This is a genomic window from Pseudomonas sp. A1230 (assembly GCF_044218825.1).
GTDB lineage: Bacteria > Pseudomonadota > Gammaproteobacteria > Pseudomonadales > Pseudomonadaceae > Aquipseudomonas > Aquipseudomonas iridis.
On the sequence record NZ_CP162582.1, the window covers coordinates 4,779,818 to 4,805,600 of the forward strand.

Genomic DNA, 25,783 nt, shown 5'->3' on the forward strand with positions numbered 1-25,783 from the left:
ATTCCTGTGTCAGATCAAGGGTTTGAACCGTGCGCGTTGGCGTCAGCCGTTGATCGTGGCACGATGTCGGGGTTATCGACCGAGACCCCCTGACCATGCCGCAATCCAAAGCCAAGAATCTGTCCCTGATCGCTGCAATCGACTTGGGCTCCAACAGCTTTCACATGGTCGTGGCCAAGGCCCAGAACGGCGAAATCCGTATCCTTGAGCGCCTCGGCGAGAAAGTCCAACTGGCCGCCGGCATCGACGACCAGCGCCAACTCAACGAAGAGTCGATGCAACGTGGCCTCGATTGCCTCAAGCGCTTTGCCCAACTGATCAACGGTATGCCGCTGGGCGCCGTGCGGATCGTCGGCACCAACGCCCTGCGTGAAGCGCGCAACCGCCTCGAATTCATTCATCGCGCCGAAGAAATCCTCGGTCATCCGGTGGAAGTCATCTCCGGCCGCGAAGAAGCGCGCCTGATTTATCTGGGTGTGTCGCACACCCTCGCCGACACCCCGGGCAAGCGTCTGGTCGCCGACATCGGCGGCGGCAGTACCGAATTCATCATCGGTCAGCGCTTCGAACCGTTGCTGCGCGAAAGCCTGCAAATGGGTTGCGTCAGCTTTACCCAACGCTACTTCAAGGACGGCAAGATCACCCCGGCCCGTTACGCCCAGGCGTACACCGCGGCGCGGCTGGAGATCATGAGCATCGAACACGCCCTTCACCGCCTGACCTGGGATGAAGCCATCGGCTCCTCCGGCACCATTCGTGCCATTGGCCTGGCGCTGAAGGCCGGCGGGCACGGCACCGGCGAAGTGAATGCCGAAGGCCTGGCCTGGCTCAAACGCCGACTGTTCAAGCTGGGCGATGTCGACAAAATCGATTTCGATGGCATCAAGCCCGACCGTCGGGCGATTTTCCCGGCAGGCCTGGCGATTCTCGAAGCAATCTTCGACGCCCTCGAACTGCAACGCATGGATCACTGCGACGGCGCGCTGCGTGAAGGCGTGCTCTACGACCTGCTTGGCCGCCATCATCACGAAGACGTGCGCGAACGCACCCTGACGTCACTGATGGAGCGCTACCACGTCGATGTCGAACAAGCGGAGCGGGTCGAACGCAAAGCCCTGCACGCCTTCGATCAGGTTGCCGAGGACTGGCAGCTGGATGACGGCATCTGGCGCGAACTGCTGGGCTGGGCTGCGAAAGTGCACGAAGTCGGCCTCGACATCGCCCACTACCACTATCACAAGCACGGCGCCTATTTGATCGAACACTCTGATCTGGCCGGGTTCTCCCGTGAAGACCAGCAAATGCTCGCCCTTTTGGTGCGCGGCCATCGCCGCAATATCCCCAAGGACAAGTTCGCCGATTTTGGTGCCGACGGCGACAAGCTGATCCGCCTCTGCGTGCTGCTGCGCTTTGCGATCCTGTTCCACCACATCCGTGGTACGCAGGCGATGCCGCAGGTGGTGCTGCATGCCAATGGCAATAACCTTGATGTGGAATTTCCGCAGAACTGGCTGGATGAGAATCAGCTGACCCAGGCGGATTTCGGGCTTGAGGCTGATTGGTTGACGCGGGTGGGGATTGTTCTCACGGTTCACTGAGTATTGGTTGGGCACAAAAAAGGCGATCCTTCTGGATCGCCTTTTTTATTGGGTTCGACTTGAGGGCAGAGGTGAACCATCCCCTCACCCCAGCCCTCTCCCGAGGGAGAGGGAGCCGATCTGCGTGCTATTCCAACCTGAGTCCAGCTCGATAGTTCAGGTCGGCGTAGCTCGACCATTCAGCTCGGTCAGTCCCCTCTCCCTCGGGGAGAGGGTTAGGGTGAGGGGCTTTTGACTTTCAGCTCTCAGCTGCTCACCGGCAGAATCGGGCTACCCAAACGCTCCAGCAACGTCGCCTGCGCGCTTCTCGGGTTCTGGTTACCGGTTGGCGTGTTGCGGATGTAACGGCCATCCGACTGCAGGCTCCAGCTGTGGGTGTTGTCGGTCAGATACAGCTCCAGCTCTTTCTTCACCCGGGTCAGCAGCTTCTTGCCTTCCACCGGGAAGCAAGTCTCGACGCGCTTGTCGAGGTTGCGCTCCATCCAGTCGGCGCTGGAGAGGAACATCTGCTCCTCGCCGCCATTGAGGAAGTAGAACACTCGGGTGTGCTCAAGGAAGCGACCGATGATCGAGCGCACGTGAATGTTGTGCGAAACCCCGGCGATACCCGGCCGCAGGCAGCACATGCCACGCACCACCAGATCGATGCGCACACCGGACTGGCTGGCCTTGTACAGCGCGCGGATGATCTTCGGATCGGTCAGCGAGTTGAACTTGGCAATAATGTGCGCCGGTTTGCCTTCGACAGCGAACTGGGTTTCGCGGGCAATCATGTCGAGCATGCCCTTCTTCAAGGTGAACGGCGCGTGCAGCAGCTTCTTCATGCGCAGCGTCTTGCCCATGCCGATCAACTGGCTGAACAGTTTGCCGACGTCTTCGCACAAGGCGTCGTCGGAGGTCAGCAGACTGTAGTCGGTGTAGAGCTTGGCGTTGCCGGCGTGGTAGTTACCGGTGCCCAAATGCGCGTAACGCACAATCTCGCCCTGCTCACGGCGCAGGATCAACATCATTTTGGCGTGGGTCTTGAAGCCGACCACGCCGTAGATGACCACCGCACCGGCCGCTTGCAGACGGCTGGCCAGTTGCAGGTTGGACTCTTCGTCGAACCGCGCACGCAGTTCGATGACCGCGGTGACTTCCTTGCCGTTACGCGCGGCATCGACCAGCGCATCAACGATTTCCGAGTTGGCCCCCGAGCGATACAGGGTCTGGCGCACAGCCAGAACGTGCGGGTCTTTCGCGGCCTGGCGCAGCAGGTCGACAACTGGAGTGAACGACTCGAATGGGTGCAGCAACAGGATGTCCTGCTTGCTGACCACACTGAAAATGTTCTCGCTGTTCTGCAGCAGTTTCGGAATCTGCGGGGTGAACGGCGTGTATTGCAGCTCCGGATGGCTGTCCAGACCGGTGATGCTGAACAGACGCGTCAGGTTGACCGGGCCATTGACCTGATACAACTCGGTCTCGCTCAGGTTGAACTGCTTGAGCAGGTAATCCGACAGATGTTTCGGGCAGGTGTCGGCCACTTCCAGACGTACAGCGTCGCCGTAACGACGCGAGAACAGCTCACCACGCAGCGCACGAGCCAAGTCTTCGACGTCTTCGGAATCGAGTGCCAGGTCAGCGTTTCGAGTCAGACGGAACTGGTAGCAGCCCTTGACCTTCATGCCTTGGAACAGGTCATCGGCGTGAGCGTGGATCATCGACGAGAGGAACACATAGTTGTCGCCAGCGCCGCCGACTTCTTCCGGCACTTTGATGATGCGCGGCAGCAAACGCGGCGCAGGGATGATCGCCAGACCGGAATCGCGGCCGAAGGCGTCGATGCCTTCCAGCTCGACGATGAAGTTCAGGCTCTTGTTCACCAGCAACGGGAACGGGTGCGTCGGGTCGAGGCCGATCGGGGTGATGATCGGCGCGATCTCGTCGCGGAAATAACGGCGCACCCAGGTCTTGATCTTGGTCGTCCAGTTGCGGCGACGGATGAAACGGACCTGATGCTTTTCAAGCTCCGGCAAAAGAATGTCGTTGAGGATCGCGTATTGGCGATCAACATGGCCGTGCACCAATTCACTGATGCGGGCCAAGGCTTGATGCGGCTGCAAGCCATCGGCACCGGCCTGTTCGCGGGCGAAGGTTATTTGCTTCTTGAGGCCGGCGACGCGAATTTCGAAGAATTCGTCGAGGTTGCTGGAGAAGATCAGCAGGAACTTCAGCCGCTCGAGCAACGGATAGGACTCGTCCAGCGCCTGTTCGAGCACGCGGATATTGAACTGCAATTGCGAGAGCTCGCGGTGGATGTACAGGCTGCTGTCATCCAGGCCGGGAATGGCGATCGCCGGCACCGCCGCAGCGGTTTCGGTGACCGGCGCCGGTGGCGCTGGCTCCAGTTCCGGCGGGGTTTCGGTGATTTGTTCGACCACCGGCTGAGCTTCTTTTACGGCAACTTCAGTGAGTCCTTCGGTATTCATGGAATGTTCCTGGGAGGGCTATTTCTGCTCTCGTAACAATTGAGCGGCGCGGACGGCAAAGTAAGTCAGGATGCCATCAGCGCCGGCACGTTTAAAGGCGGTCAGTGATTCGAGAATCACCGCTTCGCTCAACCAGCCATTCTGGATCGCCGCCATGTGCATGGCGTATTCGCCACTGACCTGATAGACGAAGGTCGGCACCTTGAAGGCATCTTTTACCCGGAAAAGAATGTCCAGGTACGGCATGCCCGGCTTGACCATGACCATGTCCGCGCCTTCAGACAAGTCCGCACCGACTTCGTGCAGCGCTTCGTCACTGTTGGCCGGGTCCATCTGATAGGAGGCCTTGTTCGCCTTGCCCAGGTTCGCGGCCGAACCCACGGCATCGCGGAACGGGCCGTAATAGGCGCTGGCGTACTTGGCCGAGTAGGCCATGATGCGCACGTTGACGTGGCCGGCAATTTCCAGCGCTTCACGAATCGCCTGGATGCGCCCGTCCATCATGTCCGATGGCGCGACAACCTGCGCGCCAGCTTCGGCATGGGACAGTGCTTGCCTGACCAGCGCATCGACAGTGATGTCGTTCTGCACATAGCCGTCTTCGTCGAGGATGCCGTCCTGACCGTGGGTGGTGAACGGATCGAGGGCGACGTCGGTGATCACGCCCAGCTCGGGGAATCGATCGCGCAGAGCGCGGGTTGCACGCTGGGCAATGCCCTGCGGATTCCAGGCTTCGGCAGCGTCGAGAGATTTCAGTTCCGCTGGCATCACCGGGAACAAGGCCAGCGCCGGGATCCCCAGCTCGACCCATTTGGCAGCTTCTTCAAGCAGCAGATCAATCGTCAGCCGCTCTACGCCCGGCATCGACGCCACGGCTTCGCGGCGGTTTTCACCGTCGAGCACGAACACCGGCAGGATCAGGTCATCGACCGTCAGCACATTTTCCCGCACCAGCCGACGCGAAAAATCATCACGACGGTTGCGACGCAGGCGGGTTGCAGGGAACAGACGATTGGCGGGGGTAAAGCTCACGGCGGACTCCTGAGCCCGCGCAAACGGGCGAGCGTGACAGTTATAGACGGCCATTATGACGAACGGATGACAGTTGTGCGTGCACCGTGACATGTAGCCGCATTCCATTGTCAGTGCAGGAATAGTTCACGTCGAGACACATTTGGACACTTTCATGAATGTGTCCGAAGGGTTAGGCTGCGCGTTCATTTCGCCAGCACCCAGACAATGCTCCAACAATTTCTGCATGACTTTGGCTACTTTGCCCTGTTTCTCGGGACGTTCTTCGAAGGCGAAACCATTCTGGTGCTCGCGGGCTTCCTTGCGTTCCGTGGCTACATGGACATCAATATTGTGGTCGTCGTGGCGTTCTGCGGCAGTTATGCCGGTGATCAGCTGTGGTACTTCCTGGGGCGCAAGCACGGGCGCAAATTGCTCGCGCGCAAACCGCGCTGGCAATTGATGGGCGACCGGGCGCTGGAGCACATTCGCAAGCATCCTGACATCTGGGTCCTGAGCTTCCGCTTCGTGTATGGCTTGCGCACGGTGATGCCCGTGGCGATCGGCCTGTCGGGCTATCCGCCGGGACGTTATCTGCTGCTGAACGGCATCGGCGCAGCCATCTGGGCCACCGCGCTGGCGGCTGCGGCTTACCATTTCGGCGCAGTGCTGGAAGGCATGCTCGGCAGCATCAAAAAATACGAACTGTGGGTCCTCGGCGCCCTGCTGGTATTGGGCGTGGGCCTGTGGCTGCGTCGCCGCTTCAAGAATGCCCGTCTGGCGAGGAAGATCTACGCCGACGAGCAAGCCGCAAAAGCCGCGCAGTTGCAGCAAGTCGAACAGGACAATCCCGCCGACCCCAAGACGCCAGCCGAGTAACTCGCTGGCGGGTGGCGCCCGCCATCCCACACTGCGCACAGCAGTGTGGTTCCCCCGAAAATCATCAGTTCATCGTCGCCCTCTTCCTGGCGCGAGCCGAACAGTCGACCCAAATAATGAACACCCCGCCGTCGTTGCGATCCATGTAGAAAGCGCTCTGTGCATGCTGTGTCCGATGCCTGGACGGCATGAGTCTTGAGGCCGACCCCAGGGGTCGCCACCCATAAACCCTATGGCAACCCGCGATAAATTAGTGGACATTTAGCGCTATGAATCTGGAGAGAAAACCATGAGCAAAAAAGTTGCAGTGATCCTGTCCGGCAGTGGCGTTTACGACGGCGCCGAGATCCATGAAAGCGTGATTACCCTGCTGCGCCTCGATCAACGCGGCGCGCAGGTGCAGTGTTTCGCCCCTAACATCTCGCAATTGCATGTGATCAATCACCTGACTGGCGAAGAAATGCCCGAGTCGCGCAATGTGCTGGTGGAATCGGCGCGCATTGCTCGCGGCAACATCAAGGACATCCGCGAAGCCGACGTCGAAGACTTCGACGCGCTGATCGTGCCCGGCGGTTTTGGCGCGGCGAAGAACCTCTCGAATTTCGCCATCGAAGGCGCCGGCTGCACTGTGCAGCCAGACGTGCTGGCCTTGGCCGAGGCATTTGCCGAAGCGGGCAAACCGGTGGGGCTGATCTGCATCTCGCCGGCACTCGCGGCGAAAATCTACGGCCCGGGCGTAACCTGCACCATCGGCAACGATGCCGACACCGCCACGGCGATGAACAAGATGGGCGCCACCCACGAAGACTGCGCCGTGACCGACATCATCGAAGACAAGGCGCGCAAACTGGTGACGACCCCGGCGTACATGCTGGCGCAGAACATCAGCGAAGCGGCTTCGGGAATCAACAAACTGGTCGACCGCGTGCTCGAACTGACCCACGAGAACGACGCCTGATACCCCAGCAGCACAAAAAACCAAATGTGGGAGCGAGCCTGCTCGCGAAAGCGGTGTGTCATTCAACTCAATGTTGTCTGATACAACGCCTTCGCGAGCAGGCTCGCTCCCACATTGGATTTGTGCAGAGTCAGGGTTTGCGAGCAAGGCGAGTCAGGATGCGGTCCAGCGCATTGGCAAACGCCTGCTTCTCACGATCGCCGAATGGCGCAGGGCCGCCGCTCATCTGGCCCTGCTCGCGCAGATCGGTGAACAGGTTGCGCACCGCCAACCGGTCACCCATGTTCTTCTCGTCGAACTCCTTGCCGCGCGGATCAAGCGCTGCCACGCCCTTCTTCACCAGCCGATCGGCCAGCGGAATATCGCTGCATATCACCAGCTCACCGGGCACCGCGTGTTCGACCAGATAATCGTCCGCCGCATCCGGGCCGCTCGGCACCACGATCAACTTGACGATGGCCAGCCCCGGCTTGGTCTGCGGCTGCCCGGCCACCAGCACAACTTCGTACTGTCGCTTGAGGGCAAACTTCACCACCAGATCCTTCGCCGCCCGCGGACAGGCGTCGGCATCGATCCATACACGCATTTTTGTTTACCTCTTAAAAGCAAAAGATCGCAGCCTTCGGCAGCTCCTTGGGTTTTCGGCTGGTCACAAATAGTGTGATCACCTCAATCCCTGTAGGAGCTGCCGCAGGCTGCGATCTTTTCAGGATCACACAATCACGCAGCAGAAACCCGCTTCTTCTCCGCCACCCAACTACGCCCATACAACACAACAATCGCCAGAATCGCCACCGCCTGCGCCGCCAGCGAATACGCATCGGCGTGAATCCCCAGCCAATCGAAATCGAAAAACGGCACTGGCCGCGTACCGAAGATCCCGGCCTCCTGCAGCGCCTTGACACCATGTCCGGCAAACACCACCGACAGCGCACACAGCAGCGCGGCGTTGATGCTGAAGAACAGCGTCAGCGGCAGTTTCGCCGAACCGCGCAAGATCACCCATGCAAGCCCGACCAGCAGCACCAGCGCAGTCGCACCGCCCGCCAACACCGCGTCATGCCCGGCGGGGCCAGCCTGCAGCCAGAGGGTTTCGTAGAACAGGATCACTTCGAACAGCTCGCGATACACCGAGAAGAACGCCAGGATTGCAAAGCCGAATCGCCCGCCACCGCCGACCAGACTGCTCTTGATGTAATCCTGCCAGGCTGCCGCGTGCCGGCGGTCATGCATCCACACCCCGAGCCACAGCACCATCACGCTGGCGAACAGCGCCGTGGCGCCTTCGAGCAATTCGCGCTGCGAGCCGCTGACGTCGATCACATACGCCGCCAGCGCCCAGGTACCGAGACCGGCCAGCAACGCCAAACCCCAACCGACGTTGACGCTGCGCACGGCCGACTGCTGACCGGTGTTACGCAGGAACGCGAGGATCGCTGCCAGCACCAGAATCGCTTCCAGACCTTCGCGCAGCAGAATCAGCAGGCCGGAGATGTAGCTCAGCGACCAGCTCAAACCGTCGCTGCCGAGCAACCCGGCGGACTCTTTCAGCTTCGCCTTGGCGGCGTCCAGACGCTGCTCGGCCTGCGCGACCGGCAAGCCATCCTGCAACGACTGCCGATAGGCCATCAGGGATTTTTCGGTGTCCTTGCGTACGTTGGCGTCGACGTTATCCAGCGAACTCTCGACCAGCTCGAACCCTTCCAGGTACGCCGCCACCGACAGGTCGTAGGCCTGATCGTGCTCACCCGCACGGTAGGCCGCGAGGCTCTTGTCCAGCGTCGCAGCGGTGTAGTCGAGCAACTGCGCCGGGCCACGTTTGACCTGCGGCGGCTGCGCACGCTGAGCGCGGAAGGTCGCGGCGGCTTGCGCGCCTTCGGCGGCCAGCACTTCGGTCGGTGTCTGGCGCGCCAGATCAGCGATGTTGTAATTCTTTTCGGATTTGGCCGCCGCTGCATCGGCACTGAACCCGGCGATGTAAGTGGCCAGATCCCAACGCTGGCGATCATCGAGCTGATCGGCAAACGCCGGCATGTCGGTGCCTTCGACGCCTTGGCCCAGAGTGCTGTAGATCGCGTACAGGCTCAGGTGATCCATGCGCACAGCATCACGCAGATTGGCGGGCGCCGGCGTCAGCCCGACACCTGCCGGGCCGTCACCGGCGCCTGTGTCGCCGTGGCACACCGAGCAATTCTGCGCATAGAGCGGCGCACCACGGGTTGGGTCCGGGGTGATGATCGGCGCCTGGCTCACTTCATACGCCACCGCCAGTTTCGCCCCCAGTTGCCGCGCCTGACGGGCCACTTCGGCGCCGTCCTGCTTGGCACTGATGGCTGCATGCAATGCATCGACGCCTTGCTCCAGCGCAGCTTTCTCGGGTTTGGCCGGGAGGTTGGCGATCAAGCCTTGCAGCGCTTGGGTGAATTCCAGCTGTTCGCGGTATTCGGAGTCATCCATGACTTTGCCCGCTGCTACCGTTGGCGGGTAGTCAGCGCTGATGTAATCAAGCAGGTGCAGCGCTTGCGGCGCGCCTTCCACGGTGTCGGCCAGCAGGTTGAAGCTGTTCAGGGCTAACAACGGGAACACCAGCCAGGCCAGGAAGCGGGACGAGGCAGTCATGAATGATTCTCAAATGGAAATACGAAGTTACATATTGTTCACTTCGACGACGATTCACTCAAGCGTTGTCTGAGTTTCTGATCCTACTAGCAGGATTACCTGACAGATCTTTGGCATTTCGCACGCTTAGAATTCGTGCAACGCGCACCACTGTGGGTTCGGAGCGGATGATGGCCCATACCAACCGGCGCGCAATTAAAAAGCTATTACATAGCCATCATCGGTTGCTTATAATGCCGCGCCCTCGCTATCGCGAAGCGGCATTAAAGCTCCTCTGGTTATGAGGAATTAGCAGGAGGCCAGCGCCTCCGCCGAACGGTCCCAGCAGCCCGACCCGCACACGTGGCTGCAGTAATTCAGGGAAGAAGTACCCCTATGGCATTCCGCGCCCCTACTCTGATCGCCCTCAGCGCCGTCACTCTGCTGTCCGGCTGTTCGGCGTTTCGCAACTACGATTCCGAACTGGCACAGACCAACCAGCAACTGGCTTCCGGCAATGTCGACGCCGCGCTGACCCTGCTGGAAAAGAACAACACCAGCCCCGACAAAGACCTGCTCTATTACTTCGAGAAAGGTGAACTGCTGCGCGCCAAGGGCGATCTGTCCGGTAGCCAGAATGCCTGGACCAGCGCTGATAAGGTCGTCGGCCAGTGGGAAGATTCGGTCAAGCTCGATACCGGCAAATACCTCGCCCAGTTCGGCAGCTTCGTGGTCAACGACAAGGTCCGCCGCTACGAAGGCTACGACTATGAAAAAGTCATGCTGACCACGCAGATGGCCCTGAACCTGCTGGCGGTCAACGACTTCGACGGCGCTCGCACTGCGATCAAGAAGACCCACGAACGTGAAGCGGTGATCGCCGACCTGCGCGACAAGGAATACCTCAAAAGCGAGGAAGAGGCCGAGAAAGAAGGCATCAAGACTCAGTACAAGGATCTGCAAGGCTACCCGGTCGCCAGCCTCGACGCACCGGAAGTGGTCAGCCTGAAAAACAGCTATCAGAGTGCGTTCAGCCATTATCTGGCCGGTTTCGTTTACGAAGCGCTGGGTGAAAAAGACCTGGCTGCGCCGGGCTACCGCAAGGCTGTCGAACTGCGCCCGAACACGCCGCTGCTGGAACAGGCACTGGTCAACCTCGACAAGCCGAGCAAGAGCGATGACAGCGACATCCTGATCGTGGTGCAAAGCGGTCTGGCGCCAGCACGCGATTCGATCCGCGTGCCACTGCCATTGCCGATCTCCAACAACGTGGTGATCACACCGCTGTCGTTCCCGATCATCAAAGCAGACACCTCTACCGCGCCGTTCGCGCAGATCGGTGTCGATGGCCAGCAAGTCAACCTGACTGCACTCAACAGCACCACCGCCATGTCCCGTCGCGCCCTGCGTGATGACATGCCCGGCATCATCCTGCGTACCACCGTGCGCGCAATCACCAAAGGTGTCGCGCAGAAGCAGATCAACGAAACCAACCCACTGGCCGGTCTGGCAGTAGGTATTTCTTCAGCCGTGCTCGAAGGTGCCGATACCCGTACGTGGCGCACCCTGCCGGACAACACCCAAGTGGTGCGTCTGCGCTTGAAGAAAGGTGAGCACCAAGTCACTCTGCCGAGCGCCGTGGGCGGGTCGGTGGTCAAGGTCACCGTCGATCAGCGTTATCAGGTGATCAGTCTGCGCGCCGTAGGCAATCAGGTGTTCGCTGGCGGTCTCGCCGCCCACGTGATCCCGAGCGCCAGTGCGACCAACGTCGCCAGCCTCAAACAACCTTAAGAACGGAGTCTTTGCATGCGCTTCAAACTCATCGCCGTCGCCGCCCTCGCCTTGCTGGCCAGCGGCTGCGCCACCCCGCCACCTCCAGAGCCGGGCAGCGCCGCGAGCAAAGTCGTGGCCATGGGCCCGCAGAAACACATCGTGGTCGGCGCCATGCGCGTCGCCCGCGAAAACGGCTTCATGACCGTCAACGTGCAGTTGAGCAACACCCTCAACAGCAACAAGATTTTCTACTACCGCTTCGCCTGGCTCGGCGCGGAAGGTTTCCCGGTTGCTGAAGAAGAAGTCTGGAAAAGCCAAATGATGTACGGCGCCCAGACCAGCTTCATTCAGGCGATCGCCCCAACGCCTAAAGCCGTGGACTTCCGTCTGGAAATCAAGACGCCTTAAGCCCGCCACCCTATTCCTGTTTTAGAGAGCACTGACATGTTTGTACGCTTTTCCTGCATCGCCGTTATCGCCCTGCTGGCCTCCGGTTGCGCCAACACCTCGCCGACCCTGGGCAGCAAGAACATCAGCTACGGCGACACCAAGGCTGTTGAAACCGTCACCAACGAATTCGGTTCGACCGACCTGCAGATGATCGCCGAGTCGATGACCCGCTCGCTGGCTCAGTCCGGCATTCTGCAGGGTCGTCCGGTGGTTCAGGTCTACGACGTGAAGAACAAGACCAGCGAGTACATCGATACCCGCGAAATCACCACCAGCATCAAGACCCAGCTGATGAAGACCGGCGTTGCCCGCTTCGCCAGCGACAACAACGCGATGCAGAGCCAGGTTGACCAGCTCAAGCTGCAAAACCAGAGCGGTCTGTACAAGAAGAGCACCGTGGCCAAGACCGGCAACATGGTGGCTGCCAAGTACCGCATCGAAGGCTCGATCAGCTCCATCGTCAAGCGCAGCAGCGATTACAAAGACGTCTTCTACAAATTCAGCCTGCAATTGATCGACGTTGAAAGCGGTCTGGCCGAGTGGATGGACGAAAAAGAGATCCGCAAAACCACGGAGCGTTAATCGATGCGCACATGGATTGGCATCATGGCCCTGGCTTGCGCGTTTGGCGCGCAAGCGGCCCCGAAAGTCGCGGTGACGGATCTGGCGTATCAGGAACGTGTGGAGCAATACATCCACATCGTTTCGGCGCAGAGCAATTATCGTGAGGGTTACTACAGTTCCAGTGGTTCTTCGAGCTATAACGAGATCGAAGCCACCACCAGCTACATCGAGCAAACCGAGCTGCGCAAGTTCACCGGCGACATCAAGGGTGAAATCCTGCGTACCGGCATGTTCCAGCTGGTGCAGGGCACGCCGTACACCGCGTCGTCCAAGGGTGACATTTACGACGTGATCAAGCGGATCAAGGCCGGCAACTTCAAGGGTGCCGACTATGTGCTGTTCGGCACTGTGTCCGATATCGACTTCACGGAGGACATGAACGAGCTGGCGCACACCGACAGCTATTCGGCGGTTCTGGGCCTGACGTTGGTGGCGGATTTCAGCCTGATCAACACCAAGACCTTCGAAATCACTTCGGCCTTCACGGCGATGGGTGAAGCGCAGGACACCAAACTGGTGAACGGCCGCGACATCAAGATCTCGCTGAATCGCCCACGGGTGGTGCGCGAGGTGTCGAAGGCACTGGGTGAAGACGTGGCCGGGCAACTGAGCCAGCAGCTCGGTGGCGGTGGATACGAGCAGCCGCGCGAGGCGCAGCAGCGCAACAATCTGCCGCGCGATACGGCGCCGGTGATTTTGCGCTGATCCATGGGATGACCTGTGGCGAGAGGATTTACCCCTCGCCGCAAGTCAGTGCCAGGCAGAGCAATAAAAAAGGCGACCTCTTGGGGTCGCCTTTTTTGTGTCTTGCGGTTTAGACCGCCGCTTTGCGCAACGTCGCCATGAACGCTGCGGCGCCAATGAACAACCCGGCAAACGTGCGGTTCATGCGCTTTTGCTGCTTGGGCGTGCGCAACAGCCGCAAGACCTTGGACGCCAGACCGGTGTAGCCGGCCATGACAATCAGGTCGACAAACACCATCGTCGCGCCGATCACCAGATACTGGATCAGCAGCGGCGCATGGGGATTGATGAACTGCGGAAGCACCGCCAGCATGAACACCAGTGCTTTGGGATTGCTCATGTTGACCAGGAAACCACGGAAGACCAGAACCAACGGCTTGCCAATCGGGCGAATGGCCGCGTCATCGCTCATGTCGCTGGGCAGCGCGCGCCATTGCTTGATCCCCAGGTAGACGAGATAGGCGACGCCAAACCATTTGATTGCATAGAAGGCGGTAGCGGAAGCCGCGAGGATCGCGCCGACACCGGCGCCGACAATCGCGATTTGCAGGGCCAGCCCCAATTGCAACCCCAGCGCGTTCCAGTAACCACGCCAGAAACCGTATTGCAGACCACTGGACATTGATGCGATAGCACCCGCACCGGGCGTAATACTGATCAACCAGCAGGCGGCAAAGAATGCCAGCCATGTTTCAAGCTCCATCGCACACCTCGACTTTGACTCGTGACAGACGTCTAAGCTAATGCGACTTGGCGCCGCTGACTATCGATTTTTTGTAGGAAAAGGGGACTACAGAAAACCCAAAACAAAGGATCCTGCTTTAAACGCTACTTCTCGAATCCGCTCGAAGGAAACACATCAGTCCCCCGCCAACGTCGCACCGAACGCTGGAAGAACAAGCTGTTTGGCACCTGCACCATCGCGCTACCGGTGCCCAACTCCTCAGCCTCGATCAACGTGGTGTAGAGCAGATTGATCGCCACCACCCGGCCTTTGACCCCAGGCTTGTCGGTGGTGTCGACCAGTTCGACCACATCGCCCAACCGAAACGGGCCAACGGTGAAAATCAGAATCGCGCAGAGCAGGTTCGACAGCACGCTCCACATGGCGAAAAACGCCACCGCCGCCACTGCAACGAAACCCGACAGCGCCGTCCACAACACGGTGGCCGACACGCCGAGGCGTTGCAGAACAAAGATCACTGCACTGCCCATGATCAGCCAGCGCAACACGCCACGCAGTGGCATCAGCAGTTGCGGCGGAAACGGATAGCGTTCGCCCAGACGGGTCAGACATTTGGCCACGAAGCGCTGGGCCAGGTAACCGGCCAGCAGGATGAGCAGAATCTGCACGCCGAGCCAGATCGGCTCGACCCACATCGCCGGCAGTGGCAGCTTGAACGCGTCCATCAGGACAGCGCCTCCAGCTCCGCCTGCATGCTTTCCAGCGTCTCCAGCGCTTCCATCCACGCCTCTTCCAGCTCGCCTTCGCGCACTTTCAATTTCGCTTGCTCGGCCAGCAGATCACGCAATTCGTTCTTGCGCGCCGGCTCGTAGATGTCGCTGTCGCCGAGGCTGGCGTCAACCTTGGCCAGTTTCTCGTGGAGCTTGCCCAATTCGGCTTCGAGCTTGTCGGCCTCGCGCTTGTGCGGCGCCAGTTGCTGACGCAATGCAGCCGCAGCCTGACGCTGGGCTTTCTTGTCAGTCTTGTCCGGGTTCACCGGGGTGTTACTGACCGGCGCATTGCGCTGACGGTATTCCACCAGCCAACGGGCATAGTCTTCGAGATCGCCATCGAACTCTTCAACCTTGCCATCGGCCACCAGGTAGAAGTTGTCGGTGGTGCTCTTGAGCAAGTGCCGATCGTGAGACACCACCAGCACCGCGCCGCTGAATTCCTGCAGCGCCATGGTCAGCGCCAGGCGCATTTCCAGGTCGAGGTGGTTGGTCGGTTCATCGAGCAGCAACAGGTTCGGCCGCTCCCAGGCGATCAGCGCCAGGGCCAGACGCGCCTTCTCGCCACCGGAGAAATTCAGTACAGGCTCATCGAGCCGCGCACCACGGAAGTCGAAACCGCCGAGGAAGTCGCGCAACGCTTGCTCACGCTCAGTGGGCGCCAGACGCTGCAAGTGCAGCAGCGGGCTGGCCTTGGCGTCCAGCGAGTCGAGTTGATGCTGGGCGAAGTAACCGACCACGGTGTTCTCGCCACGGGTCAGGCGCCCGGACAGCGGCTCAAGCTCGCCGGCGAGGTTCTTGATCAGTGTCGATTTACCCGCGCCGTTAGGGCCGAGCAAACCGATCCGCGCGCCGGGGGTCAGTTGCAACTTGACCTTCTCAAGCACGGCTCGGTCGCCGTAGCCCAGGTTCGCATCGGACAGATCGATCAGCGTGCTGGAGATCTTGGTCGACTCGCGGAACACGAAGTCGAACGGCGAATCAACGTGGGCCGCCGACAGCTCTTCCATGCGTTCCAGTGCCTTGATACGGCTTTGTGCCTGACGGGCCTTGGTCGCTTGCGCCTTGAAGCGGGCGATGTAGCTTTCCATGTGCGCACGCTGCGCCTGCTGCTTCTCGTAGGCCTGTTGCTGCTGGGCCAGACGTTCGGCACGGGCACGTTCGAACGCGGTGTAGCCGCCGCGATACAGGGTGATCTTGCGCTGATCGACATGGGCCACATGATCGACGACTTCGTCGAGGAAATCGCGGTCGTGGGAAATCAGCAGCAAGGTGCCGGCGTAACTTTTCAGCCAGTCCTCGAGCCAGATGATGGCGTCGAGGTCCAGGTGGTTGGTCGGTTCGTCGAGCAGCAACAGGTCCGACGGGCACATCAATGCCTGCGCCAGATTCAGACGCATCCGCCAGCCACCGGAGAAATCTCCGACCTGTCGATCCATCTGTTCGTTGGTGAAGCCCAGACCGGCCAGCAACTTGCGGGCGCGGGCGTCGGCGGTGTAGCCGTCGGCGCTGTCGAGTTCGACGTGCAGACGCGCCAGGGCAACGCCGTCGTGCGCCTCTTCGGCTACGGCGAGGTCACGTTGCACCTCGCGTAGACGCAGGTCGCCATCGAGCACATAGTCGACTGCCAGGCGCTCGAGCGTGTCGACCTCCTGACGCATGTGCGCGATCCGCCAGTCGGCCGGCAGCAGGCAATCGCCCGAGTCCGGGTGCAATTCGCCGCGCAGCAAGGCAAACAGGCTGGATTTGCCGGCGCCGTTGGCACCGATGAGGCCAGCTTTGTGGCCGGCGTGCAGGGTCAGCTCGGCGTCTTCTAGCAGACGTTGCGGGCCACGCTGTAAAGTCAGGTTCTGAAGTCGGATCATAATGGCGGCGGAGTCTACCAGCTTCGCTCACAACTAGCGCGAGTAGCACGATGTCCTCTGACCTGTGGAGCTTTTCCCTTGCCACCTACGCCCGTCCGGGCGTGGAAGACGCTTGTCTGCAACTGCAAACGGCGGGGGTCAATGTGTGCCTGTTGCTGTGCGGTTTGTGGCTGGAGCAACGCGGCGCGAGCTGTGATGAACAGCGTGCGGGACAGCTTCAGGCGCTGACCGGGCCTTGGGATATCGAGGTTGTGCAGCCGCTGCGAACCCTGCGCATGCAATGGAAAGCGCGGGCTTTGGATGATGGAGTGTTGAAAGGCATGCGCGAACAAGTCAAAGCACTGGAGCTGGAAGCCGAGCGTACGTTGCTGTCGCGGCTGGAGGGCATTGCTCAGGTGTGGGGGCGCAGCGGAGCTGGGTCAATCGGCTGGCTGGAGGCCCTGGCTGGCTCGGCGGCCAACCTGAACCGCGACGCGCTGCAAGTGCTGCGCGTCGCGGCAATCAGCACTTAGGAAGCGCTGGTCGGGTTGCTGCTGGTGCTCGACGCAGCGGCTGGCGATGGCGCAGTCGAAGTGGTCGAGGCAGTGGCGGCGGCAGGTGCAGTTGGCGTAGCCGGTGTGGCTGGCTTGGCAGCTGGAGCAATCGCCGGTTTGGCGGCTGGCTTGGCGGCCACTGGTTTTTTTGCGGCAGGTTTTGCGGCCGGCTTGGCAGCAGTTTTAGCAGCGGCAGTTGCCGGCTTAGTGGCGGTAGCTGGTTTCGCGGCTGGCTTGGCTGCTGGTTTCGCGGCGGCTTTCACTGCTGGTTTAGCAGCTGGCTTGGCGGCCGGTTTCGCGGCAACTTTAGCCGCTGGTTTTGCTGCTGGTTTAGCAGCAACAGGTTTGGCGGCAGACTTGGCTGCAGGTTTTGCTGCGGCAGTTCTAGCGGCAGGTTTTACGGCAGTCCGGGCAGCCGGTTTTGCCGCAGCGGTTTTCGCTGGAGCAGCTTTGGTCGCGGCTGGTTTGGCAGCAGCAGTTCTGCGCGCGGCCGGTTTCGCTGCGGTGGTTTTAGCCGCCGGTTTCGCTGCGGTCGTCGGAGCTGGTTTTTTCGCCACAGGTTTTGCAGCGGTTTTTGCCGCAGCTTTTACCGGGGCTTTTGCAGCCGGTTTTGCGGCAGTCGTTTTAGCCGGGGCTTTGGCAACAGCGGGTTTGGCTGCGGCTTTCTTCGCCGGTGCCGATGCAGGCTTGGCCGCACGGGAAGTCAACACCTTGCCCACGGCTTCTTGCACACGGCCCACACCCTGGGCCAGTTTCAGGCTTTCCTGGGCATCGCGCTTGAGTTGCAGAATGTAGCTGCGGGTATCGGACTGGCGATCCTTCAAGGCATCAAGCAGCTCTTCCAGTTCTTTGACTGCGCCTTTGGCTTTGGTCTGCGCCTTGGCTTTGCCGGCGGCAGCTGCGTCCTGCAATTTGGTGCGGGATTTGTGCAGTTTTTCTTGCGCCTTGCCGCGTTGCTTTTCGAGTTTGGCGAGCAGTTTTTCAGCATCAGCCAAGGCTTGCGAGCAAGCGTTTTCCAAATGCTCGAGCAAGCTGCCCGAGAGTTGTTGGAGTAAGTGCAACGGAGTATTTACAGGCTTCTTGGTGGCCGACATGGTTTACCTCCTGGCTGACGTGAGTGCGGCTCATACTAGACCTCTGCTGCTACCGCCGCTAGGTCATCTTGACAGTATCAATAGCCTTGGGTTGCACCGAGTTGAAAATGTTCTGCCCGCAGTCAAAAGCAGTTCACCGTTGCAGACGTTCGCGCTGGCATAATCCACCGCATCTCAGGACGGAGAGTGCCCATGTCGCGCTACCTTTTTTTATCCCTCTGCATGGTTTTTTCCAGCGCCCACGCCGACGAAAAAACCACCGCGAACGACGCTCATGATCTTGCCTACAGCCTGGGTGCCAGCCTCGGTGAACGGTTGCGCCAAGAAGTCCCGCAACTGCAGATTCAGGCACTGATTGATGGCTTGCAGCAGGCTTATCAAGGCAAGCCGCTGGCCCTCAGCGAAGCGCGGATCGAACAGATTCTGGCCGATCACGAATCGCAAAATGCCGAACACAACGCGCAGCCTTCGAGCGATGCCGCGATGGAAAACGAACAACGGTTCCTCACTGCGGAAAAAGCCAAACCGGGAGTAAAGGAACTGGCTGACGGCATCCTGCTTACCGAGCTTGCACCTGGCACGGGCACCAAGGCCGGACCCGATGGAAAAGTGCAGGTGCTGTATATCGGTCGCTTGCCGGACGGCACCGTGTTCGATCAGAACAGTCAGCCGCAATGGTTCAACCTCGACAGTGTGATTGCCGGTTGGCGCACCGCCCTGCAAAACATGCCGGTGGGGGCGAAATGGCGACTGGTGATTCCATCGGATCAGGCTTACGGCGCCGATGGCGCCGGGGACTTGATCGCGCCCTTCACACCGCTGGTATTTGAAGTCGAATTGCGCGGCGCGACGAGTTGATCAGGCATAAAAAAACGGTGCGCTTGAGGCGCACCGTTTTTTATTGAGCAAAACCGATCAGGCCTGAACTGAATCTTCTTCCTTGTGCGCCGTATGCAGCACTTCAATCAGGCAATCTTCCAGTTCGAAGCGCTCGTGAAGCAGGCCGCCGAGCTCTTTGAATTTCTCGACAACGCACTTGCCTTCATCGCAAAGGTCGTTGAACGCGAGTAGCTTTTCGGTGATGACATCGATGCGCGGGTAGATCGTCTCGGCGAGTTCCAGACCGCGCTTGTCGTTGAACGCCTTGGCTTCGCCCGTCAGCTGTTCATAAATTTCGAAGTGCCCCGCCGATACGTAATCTACCAGCACGCCGCAGAATTCCTGCAAGGGCTTGCGGCTCTCGGACAGCGTCTGAGGCTCCGCGCCGAGATTATCGTAGGCATCGATCAGCTCCTTGCGCTCCTGGAGCCAGCGGTCGATCAGCAGATGAACTCCACCCCAACGTTCCTGAGCATTCTGACAACTTTCGAGCATGGCGATCTCTCTTCCCTTGTGGGTCATGCTGCTCTACACCCGTGTCCCGCTTTAGGTTTTAGCATGGGGGACAGTCGGGCAGAGTGTCATCGAGCAACATAAATCCAATGACACGTGCGGGCCAGATTATGCCCGCACGCCTATGGCTTCAAGGTACGCAGGAGATAATGTTCATACAAGTGTTTAATCCCGCAGCAGCTCCCGGTGCGACGCTTCGTCGCTGAGCGGCCGTTGCAGAGCACTCCAGACCAATCGCAATAATTGATATACAGCAAGAATTGACACCGCGACAAAGAACAACAGGCTCCACTCCGGGATCGTCAGGTCAAACAACGTCCAGGAGATTTCCGCGCAGTCATTGCCGCCTTTAAACAGTTTTTGCAAGGCGCAGATCCACGACATGGCGCTGAACAGCGCCTCGGAGCTCGGCGCACACTGGATCGATTGCAGCACCGGATCACTTTGGATCAATACCTGCCGCCAGGCCGCCGTGGTGCCACCCAGACTCGCGCCCAGCGCAGACAACCAGTAAAGCCACAGGCCCACACGCTTGGGGCCATGCACCGCCGCCAGACCACAGCAAACACACAGCAACGTGAGGAACAGCCGCTGCACCAGGCACAAGCTGCACGGCGTCAGACCCACCGCGTATTCGAGATAATAGGAAGCTCCCAGAGCAAAGGCACTCGCAGTGAAAGCCATGAAGAACAAGGAGCGTGAGCAGGCCAACGACATGGCTTTTCCGTAACAGTAGAGACAGATGGTTACGGTAGAGGAAAGCGTGTCAGCCTTTCAAGGCAAGGCCCTGCCGACAGTTCACCAGAGGTGTAGGGAAAACCCGACAGCTTCGAGAGGATTCGACGTAGCCCGTTGTAGGACTTTGCCCTAAAGGCTGACTGAAGGTAAATTTTCGCTCTGCAAAGGTGTGCGAGGGAGTTACCTCCCTCGCCACTTCAGACGCGAGCCAGGGCCGGCAGTGGCGCGGCCAGCAGGCGTTCATCCAGCAGACCGAGGCCTTCCTGGAACAGCTGATTGCTTCGCTCGGTATCGCCAAGCTGTGCGAGCAAACGCGCCAGTTCCGCACAGGCTTCCGGATTGCGCTGCACACGCAGGCTGCTTTCCAGATAATCCCGGGCCTTGCCCCACAGACTCGATTGCAGGCACAGACGGCCCAGGGTCAGCAGCAAGCTCGGATCGTTCGGGTGATCCTTGAGCCAACCTTCGGCAGTTTGCAACTGACGCGCCGGATCACTCCCGCGCACCAGACCATAAAGACGCGCCAGATGACTGTCGTACTTGCGCTTGAGGGCCGTGCGCAGCACTTCTTCCGCCTCGACCTGAGCGCCCAGCTGACGCAGCTGTTCGGCATAAGCCAGCACCAGTGGCGGCTCCTGGCGTTGCGCCGAGGTCAGCTGTTGCCATGCACGAGTCAGCGACTGCAAACCAACCGAGCCGTCCTCTTCGCGCTGCGCGGCCAGCGACAGGTTTTCACCCCAGGCGCGACGCTCAAGCTCAGCCAGTTCGGCGGGCGGCAGGACTTTATCCTTGCGCAGCTCCGGCAGCAGGCGAATCACTGCCGACCATTCGCCGCGCTGCTGGTACAAGCGCTGCAACTGACGCAGCGTCTGCACGTTATGAGGATGACGCTCGTGCATCGCCTGCAATGTCACCAATGCGCCGTCGGTGTCGCCACGGTCGGTCTGCAACTGTGCGTGGCTCAAGGCAATTGCCAGCTCTGCCTGAGGCTGGCGCTCCAGCGCACGCTCAAGCAGACGATCGGATTCCTCGTAATGGCCCTGCTCGTTCGCCGCACGGGCAGCGCCGAGGTAGTACAGCAGCGGTTGGCGCTCGGCTTCAGCGGCCCGATACAAATGACGCTGGGCACTGGCCCAACGACCTTCGGCCAGATCCAGCTGGCCGTGCTCGATCGCTACTTGCACCCGACGGCTGCGGTTGCGCCGCGACCATGGATTGACCACGCCGCTGGACGCCATCACCAATTCGATCAGAGCCTTGATGCCCCAGACCAGCAGCCACAAGACTGCGATCAGCGCCAAAGTCGCCCACAGGCTCGACTCGTAACGGAACGATTTGTAAGCGACCAACACGTAACCGGAATGCTCGGCAATCGCCAGGCCCAGCGCCGCAGCCGCTGCGATCACCAGAAACACGATCACATAGAGACGCTTCATGGCGTGGCCTCCTGCGCGGTGTTGGCGGCAGGTTTAGCAAACGGTTTCACCGATTCTTCGGCGTTGACGTTACGCCGCTCGAGGTAGCCTTGCACCGCACTCAGGGTGCCGGTCAGATCCGGCGTCTTGACCGCGACCGGTTCCTTGCTCAGCTCACCGACCTGTTCCAGCATCACTTTGCTTTGTGGGTTGTCCGGGTTGAAGTTGCCCTTGAGCACGTCGCGCGCCTCGGCCAGTGCCTGGGTGTAAACCGCAGCCTGACCGTTGAGGGCCGCCCATTGCGCCTGCTCCAGCGCAAGGCTCAGGGCCAGACGCACCTGGCTCAGACTCTGTCCGGCCAACAGTGGCTTCACATTCTTGTCTGCATTGAAATCGATACGGATGTAGTGCGAAATCTGATCCCACCACTGCGCCCAGCGGCTGGCGCCGTCACCCTCGGCGGTCAAGCCGAGCAGCGATTCGCCACGATCCTTGTATTCCGGCGCCAGTTCGGTGAGGTCGATGACCTGATCACGCAGGGCCCCCAACCGCAGGAACAAACCCGTGCGATCCGGCTGCTCGGTGCTGCGCAGCGCAACCAGGGTTTTGGCCACTTGCTCGCGGGCGGCAAAGGAGCCGGGATCATTCTGTTCGCGGAGGATTTCGTCAGCACCCTGCACCAGTGCCTGGGCGCTGCTGATGTCCTGCAACGCGGAAAGGCGCAAGCTGGCCAGACGCAGCAAGTGCTCGGCCTCGGCCAGACGCCAGTCCTTGCGGCTGGCGCCGAGGACGGTTTCCAGACGTTGATTGAGGCGCTGCTGATCACCCTGAAGCTGCGCCACCAGACGCTGGCGTTCGGCGAGCTCTTCGGCCCCCGGCAACTGCGCGAGACGTTCGGTCAGACGCTGCTCGTTGAGCTTCAGGGTCTGCGCCTGATCATTCAACGCCTGCACCTGACCCGATTGTTGCTGAGTGTTGGTTTGCAGGTGTCGCACCTGCCAGACTCCCCAGCCACCAATCGCGACCCCGGCTGCACCGAGCAACAGGGCGACGATGGCCAGGCCATTGCCTCGGCGCGGCTCTGGGGCCGGCGGTGGAGTTTCAACTTGTGCATCAATCACAGGTTGGACGTCATCTTTTGGCAAGGCTGTTTCGCTCACGTATCCATCCTTTGCATTAGAAAACGGGTACGGGATGCTCCCGCAACGCCGTCAGCAAAGCCGCGGCACTCGCGCCGCGGCAATCCACAACTGTTTGAGCCCCGGCGGCACGTGCCAGCTCGGCGACTCTTGGGCTTGGAACAAACAACGGCAACCGCGCAATCGACGGCCAGGTATCGCCGGCCATTTGGCGCAGGTGCTCGAAACCCTGTCCACTGCTGACCACCAGCCCGTTCAAGCGTTCCGCTGCGATCCGCTGCGGCAGTACTTGCGCTGCATAGGCCGGCAGCTCGCGTCGATACAATTCCAGATACTCGACACTAGCACCAAGCTCACGCAGGCGCTCGGCAAGCAGTTCTCGGCCGCCCTCGCCGCGCAGGATCAACACCTGCGAATTCGGCTGGGCGACGGCTTCACGCAGACGCGGCAATTGCAGCAACGCTTCGCTGTCATCGCCGTCGGCCGGACAATGTACGTCGAGGCCGCGCTCCTGAAGAATCTGCGCCGTTGCCGCACCGACACTGAACCACGGCATCGCCAACGACTGCGCCCCTTGGGCATCGAGCAGTTCCAGCGCAATCCGCGCCGCTGGCTTGCTCACCACAATTACTGCGCTGCAATCGGGCAATCGCGCCATCGCCAGACGTATGTTCTCAGAGACCGGCAGCGGGGCAATTTCCAAAAGCGGCAGACAACTACCGAAAATCCCCTGCCCGGCCAACGTCTCTGCAAGCGCCGCACAATCATCCGCAGGGCGCGTCAGCAGCAGGCGCCAGCCAGTCACTCGTGACCTGCCTCGCCGTAGACTGCTTTAAGAATCTCTTCGGCACCTTGTGCGAGCAGATCTTCAGCGACTCTCACACCCAATGCTTCGGCATCAGCGCGAGGGGCCCGCGCTTCGGCGCTGATCAAGCGGCCGCCACTCGGCTCGCCCACCAGGCCACGCAACCACAACTGCTCGCCTTCAAGCACGGCGTAGCAGGCGATCGGCACCTGGCAGCCGCCATTCAAATGTTTGTTGAGGGCACGTTCGGCGGTAACCCGCGAAGTGGTATCAGCGTGATGCAGCGGTTCCAGCAAGGCGTGGATTTCGCTGTCGGCGCTACGGCACTCGATACCGACCGCGCCCTGGCCACCGGCGGGCAGGCTGTCATCGACACTGATTGCCGAGGTGATGCGATCCTCGAAACCGAGGCGTATCAAACCGGCGGCCGCGAGGATGATCGCGTCGTACTCACCCGCATCCAGCTTGGCCAGACGAGTGTTGACGTTGCCGCGCAGGAAACGAATTTCAAGGTCAGGACGGCGGGTCAGCAGTTGTGCCTGACGGCGCAGGCTCGACGTGCCGACGATGCTGCCGGCAGGCAGCGCCTCAAGGCTTGGATAGGTATTGGAAACGAAGGCATCACGCGGGTCTTCGCGCTCACAGATGCAGAACAGACCGAGGCCTTCGGGGAAGTCCATCGGTACATCTTTCATCGAGTGGACGGCGATGTCGGCTTCGTTTTCCAGCAGCGCGGTTTCCAGTTCCTTGACGAACAGGCCCTTGCCGCCGATTTTCGACAGCGGTGAATCGAGCAGCTTGTCGCCGCGACTGACCATGGGCACCAGTGTCACCCGCAAACCGGGATGGGCCGCTTCCAGACGGGCTTTGACGTATTCGGCCTGCCAGAGGGCCAGCGCACTTTTACGGGTAGCGATGCGGATTTCGCGAGAGGACATGGATCAATCCGTACTGAATAGATACGGCGGATAATAACAGCTCAGCCAAATCCACTTTGACTTGAATCAGAAACGGCGCGGCCTCCCTGGCCTGCAATGCCCGCGAACGAGAAATAAACGCCCGCAAAGGCCGGGTTAAAGACCCTGCATCATTTTGCGCACACCCGCCACATGCCGGCGACTGACAATCAGCGCATCGCCATTGAGGCCTTTGAGAAATAGCTGGAAATGCCCCAGCGGCGTGCGTTGCAGACGCTCGATGCGGTCGCGGGCGACCAGCGCGTTGCGGTGGATGCGCACGAAGCGCTCGCCAAATTCGTCTTCGAGGGCTTTGAGCGGCTCGTCCAGCAGCACTTCGCCGCCTTCGTGGCGCAAGGTCACGTATTTGTGGTCGGCAATGAAATAGACCACCTGATCCAGCGGGATCAGTTCGATGCCTTTACGGGTACGGGCGCTGATGTGACTGCGCGGGCCGGTGCCACTTTCGGCAGCGGGACGGGTCAGGGCCGAGAGTTGCGCCCGATTGGGACGTTCAGCCCGTTTCAGGGCGTCATGCAGGTGTTCGGTTCGCACGGGTTTCACCACATAGCCCACGGCGCTGGCCTGCAGGGCTTCCACGGCAAATTCATCGGGACTGGTGAAAAACACCACGGCGGGCGGTGTTTCTCGCTCGCACAGACGGGCAGCAACCTGCAGGCCATCGAGGCCCGGCATGCGGATATCGAGCAGCACGATATCCGGCTTGTGGCTGTCGATCAGTGCCAACGCCTCTTCGCCATTCGTGGCGCTGGGCTCCAGGACTGTATAACCCTCGAGCTCGCTCACCATACGGCTGAGGCGCTCGCGAGCCAGTGGTTCGTCATCAACGATCAGGACATTCATATTGCGCTGGATTCCTGCGTGAGTCTCGCACAAGGATAGCGTAGACAGGTGAAGTGACGTCCGTCACCGCGATCCACGCTAAGACTAGCCCGAGCGCCAAAAAGTGCCGTACGTCGGCCAGCAATATTTGCCAGTGTCCGGGTCGTACTGCTCAAAGCCCGCTGTTTCCTGCGTTTCTCGCGGGGTTTGTCGAAGGACAAGACACCCACCTCCACTTCTTATAGTCGGCGGCCAGACCTTTGCGCGATCCGCAGTCGCGCCGACCCTTATGTCCTACTGTAGACGCTCGCCGGGCCGATATTGCTCAATCGAAAAATATCGTTGTGCAAATTCCCGGCATAGCACGCCGACTATGCATGACACGATGAGAAAAAAACGTATCGACCGGTGTCAACGACAGGATTGGCAACCCTGTTATTAT

General features: G+C 60.4%; 24 protein-coding genes and 2 pseudogenes. 9 read left to right on the forward strand and 17 right to left on the reverse strand.

Going from position 1 to position 25,783, the window contains the following annotated elements:
* Positions 1–95 precede the first annotated feature (95 nt).
* Positions 96–1,598 carry an exopolyphosphatase gene (gene ppx / locus AB4P97_RS22400; RefSeq protein WP_042561684.1) on the forward strand — a complete coding sequence of 501 codons (1,503 nt, stop codon included), beginning with the start codon at positions 96–98 and terminating at the stop codon, positions 1,596–1,598.
* A gap of 245 nt (positions 1,599–1,843) precedes the next feature.
* On the opposite strand, the gene ppk1 is transcribed toward ppx, so the two are convergent.
* Together ppk1 and hemB are read right to left on the reverse strand one after the other, a co-directional pair.
* Positions 1,844–4,069: a polyphosphate kinase 1 gene (gene ppk1 / locus AB4P97_RS22405; protein WP_115146609.1), complete on the reverse strand. Its 2,226-nt coding sequence runs from the start codon at positions 4,067–4,069 to the stop codon at positions 1,844–1,846.
* A gap of 18 nt (positions 4,070–4,087) precedes the next feature.
* Positions 4,088–5,101, reverse strand: coding sequence for a porphobilinogen synthase (hemB, locus tag AB4P97_RS22410; RefSeq protein ID WP_395601634.1), 1,014 nt, complete (start codon positions 5,099–5,101; stop codon positions 4,088–4,090).
* 207 nt (positions 5,102–5,308) lie between these two features.
* Between hemB and AB4P97_RS22415 the strand changes: the two genes are divergently transcribed.
* On the forward strand, positions 5,309–5,959 hold the full coding sequence (locus AB4P97_RS22415; RefSeq protein ID WP_395601635.1) for a DedA family protein: 651 nt from the start codon (positions 5,309–5,311) through the stop codon (positions 5,957–5,959).
* Positions 5,960–5,982: 23 nt separating this feature from the next.
* On the opposite strand, the pseudogene AB4P97_RS22420 reads toward AB4P97_RS22415, so the two are convergent.
* Positions 5,983–6,146, reverse strand: a pseudogene (locus AB4P97_RS22420) (sterol desaturase family protein); the annotation flags it as partial.
* Positions 6,147–6,248: 102 nt separating this feature from the next.
* Between AB4P97_RS22420 and elbB the strand changes: the two are divergent.
* On the forward strand, positions 6,249–6,917 hold the full coding sequence (gene elbB / locus AB4P97_RS22425; protein WP_042561688.1) for an isoprenoid biosynthesis glyoxalase ElbB: 669 nt from the start codon (positions 6,249–6,251) through the stop codon (positions 6,915–6,917).
* Positions 6,918–7,047: 130 nt separating this feature from the next.
* Here the strand turns inward: elbB and AB4P97_RS22430 are convergent, their stop codons facing one another.
* Both AB4P97_RS22430 and AB4P97_RS22435 read right to left on the reverse strand, forming a co-directional pair.
* A complete protein-coding gene (locus AB4P97_RS22430) occupies positions 7,048–7,503 on the reverse strand; it encodes a YaiI/YqxD family protein (RefSeq protein WP_042561689.1) in 456 nt (151 codons plus the stop codon).
* A gap of 134 nt (positions 7,504–7,637) precedes the next feature.
* Positions 7,638–9,536, reverse strand: a complete 1,899-nt coding sequence (locus tag AB4P97_RS22435; RefSeq protein ID WP_395601636.1) for an FTR1 family protein — start codon at positions 9,534–9,536, stop codon at positions 7,638–7,640.
* 375 nt (positions 9,537–9,911) lie between these two features.
* On the opposite strand from AB4P97_RS22435, the gene AB4P97_RS22440 reads away from it, so the two are divergent.
* From AB4P97_RS22440 to AB4P97_RS22455, 4 genes are read left to right on the forward strand one after another with little or no spacing between them, the layout of a single operon-like run.
* Positions 9,912–11,306 carry a COG3014 family protein gene (locus tag AB4P97_RS22440; RefSeq protein ID WP_042561691.1) on the forward strand — a complete coding sequence of 465 codons (1,395 nt, stop codon included), beginning with the start codon at positions 9,912–9,914 and terminating at the stop codon, positions 11,304–11,306.
* 15 nt (positions 11,307–11,321) lie between these two features.
* Positions 11,322–11,696 carry a YcfL family protein gene (locus AB4P97_RS22445; protein ID WP_042561692.1) on the forward strand — a complete coding sequence of 125 codons (375 nt, stop codon included), beginning with the start codon at positions 11,322–11,324 and terminating at the stop codon, positions 11,694–11,696.
* A 36-nt stretch (positions 11,697–11,732) separates the two neighbouring features.
* On the forward strand, positions 11,733–12,320 hold the full coding sequence (lpoB, locus tag AB4P97_RS22450; RefSeq protein ID WP_007911129.1) for a penicillin-binding protein activator LpoB: 588 nt from the start codon (positions 11,733–11,735) through the stop codon (positions 12,318–12,320).
* Positions 12,321–12,323: 3 nt separating this feature from the next.
* Positions 12,324–13,067 (forward strand): hypothetical protein, encoded by a 744-nt coding sequence (locus AB4P97_RS22455; RefSeq protein WP_042561693.1) that lies wholly within the window; start codon positions 12,324–12,326, stop codon positions 13,065–13,067.
* 109 nt (positions 13,068–13,176) lie between these two features.
* Here AB4P97_RS22455 and AB4P97_RS22460 read toward each other — a convergent pair whose 3' ends face one another.
* The 3 genes from AB4P97_RS22460 to AB4P97_RS22470 form a co-directional block, all read right to left on the reverse strand.
* Complete coding sequence (locus AB4P97_RS22460; protein ID WP_042561694.1) at positions 13,177–13,809, reverse strand: LysE family transporter; 633 nt, start codon at positions 13,807–13,809, stop codon at positions 13,177–13,179.
* Between the two features lie 125 nt (positions 13,810–13,934).
* Positions 13,935–14,516 carry a mechanosensitive ion channel family protein gene (locus tag AB4P97_RS22465; RefSeq protein WP_042561695.1) on the reverse strand — a complete coding sequence of 194 codons (582 nt, stop codon included), beginning with the start codon at positions 14,514–14,516 and terminating at the stop codon, positions 13,935–13,937.
* A complete protein-coding gene (locus tag AB4P97_RS22470; protein WP_042561696.1) occupies positions 14,516–16,426 on the reverse strand; it encodes an ATP-binding cassette domain-containing protein in 1,911 nt (636 codons plus the stop codon). The genes AB4P97_RS22465 and AB4P97_RS22470 overlap by 1 nt, the downstream gene beginning before the upstream one ends.
* Positions 16,427–16,476: 50 nt before the next feature.
* Between AB4P97_RS22470 and AB4P97_RS22475 the strand changes: the two genes are divergently transcribed.
* A complete protein-coding gene (locus AB4P97_RS22475; protein WP_042561697.1) occupies positions 16,477–16,938 on the forward strand; it encodes a TIGR02444 family protein in 462 nt (153 codons plus the stop codon).
* Here AB4P97_RS22475 and AB4P97_RS22480 read toward each other — a convergent pair.
* Positions 16,935–18,053 (reverse strand): AlgP family protein, encoded by a 1,119-nt coding sequence (locus tag AB4P97_RS22480; RefSeq protein ID WP_395601637.1) that lies wholly within the window; start codon positions 18,051–18,053, stop codon positions 16,935–16,937. The two genes, AB4P97_RS22475 and AB4P97_RS22480, sit on opposite strands and share 4 nt — an antisense overlap.
* Positions 18,054–18,245: 192 nt before the next feature.
* Between AB4P97_RS22480 and AB4P97_RS22485 the strand changes: the two genes are divergently transcribed.
* Entirely contained in the window at positions 18,246–18,911 is a 666-nt protein-coding gene (locus AB4P97_RS22485; RefSeq protein WP_042561700.1) for an FKBP-type peptidyl-prolyl cis-trans isomerase, read from the forward strand.
* 57 nt (positions 18,912–18,968) lie between these two features.
* On the opposite strand, the gene AB4P97_RS22490 is transcribed toward AB4P97_RS22485, so the two are convergent.
* The 8 genes and pseudogenes from AB4P97_RS22490 to AB4P97_RS22525 form a co-directional block, all read right to left on the reverse strand.
* Complete coding sequence (locus AB4P97_RS22490) at positions 18,969–19,427, reverse strand: Rsd/AlgQ family anti-sigma factor (RefSeq protein ID WP_042561701.1); 459 nt, start codon at positions 19,425–19,427, stop codon at positions 18,969–18,971.
* Between the two features lie 183 nt (positions 19,428–19,610).
* The gene (locus AB4P97_RS22495; protein ID WP_042561702.1) at positions 19,611–20,162 is read right to left on the reverse strand and encodes a disulfide bond formation protein B; all 552 of its coding nucleotides are present in this window, start codon (positions 20,160–20,162) and stop codon (positions 19,611–19,613) included.
* A 218-nt stretch (positions 20,163–20,380) separates the two neighbouring features.
* Complete coding sequence (locus AB4P97_RS22500) at positions 20,381–21,619, reverse strand: heme biosynthesis protein HemY (RefSeq protein WP_042561703.1); 1,239 nt, start codon at positions 21,617–21,619, stop codon at positions 20,381–20,383.
* Positions 21,616–22,758 (reverse strand): uroporphyrinogen-III C-methyltransferase, encoded by a 1,143-nt coding sequence (locus tag AB4P97_RS22505; protein ID WP_042561704.1) that lies wholly within the window; start codon positions 22,756–22,758, stop codon positions 21,616–21,618. The genes AB4P97_RS22500 and AB4P97_RS22505 overlap by 4 nt, the downstream gene beginning before the upstream one ends.
* Positions 22,759–22,774: 16 nt before the next feature.
* Positions 22,775–23,542 carry a uroporphyrinogen-III synthase gene (locus tag AB4P97_RS22510; RefSeq protein ID WP_042561705.1) on the reverse strand — a complete coding sequence of 256 codons (768 nt, stop codon included), beginning with the start codon at positions 23,540–23,542 and terminating at the stop codon, positions 22,775–22,777.
* A complete protein-coding gene (gene hemC / locus AB4P97_RS22515) occupies positions 23,539–24,480 on the reverse strand; it encodes a hydroxymethylbilane synthase (RefSeq protein WP_042561706.1) in 942 nt (313 codons plus the stop codon). Before hemC ends, AB4P97_RS22510 begins: the two co-directional genes overlap by 4 nt.
* A 135-nt stretch (positions 24,481–24,615) precedes the next feature.
* The gene (locus tag AB4P97_RS22520; RefSeq protein ID WP_042561707.1) at positions 24,616–25,362 is read right to left on the reverse strand and encodes a LytTR family DNA-binding domain-containing protein; all 747 of its coding nucleotides are present in this window, start codon (positions 25,360–25,362) and stop codon (positions 24,616–24,618) included.
* Positions 25,359–25,499, reverse strand: a pseudogene (locus tag AB4P97_RS22525) (sensor histidine kinase); the annotation flags it as partial. The gene AB4P97_RS22520 and the pseudogene AB4P97_RS22525, both read right to left, overlap by 4 nt.
* Positions 25,500–25,783 lie beyond the last annotated feature (284 nt).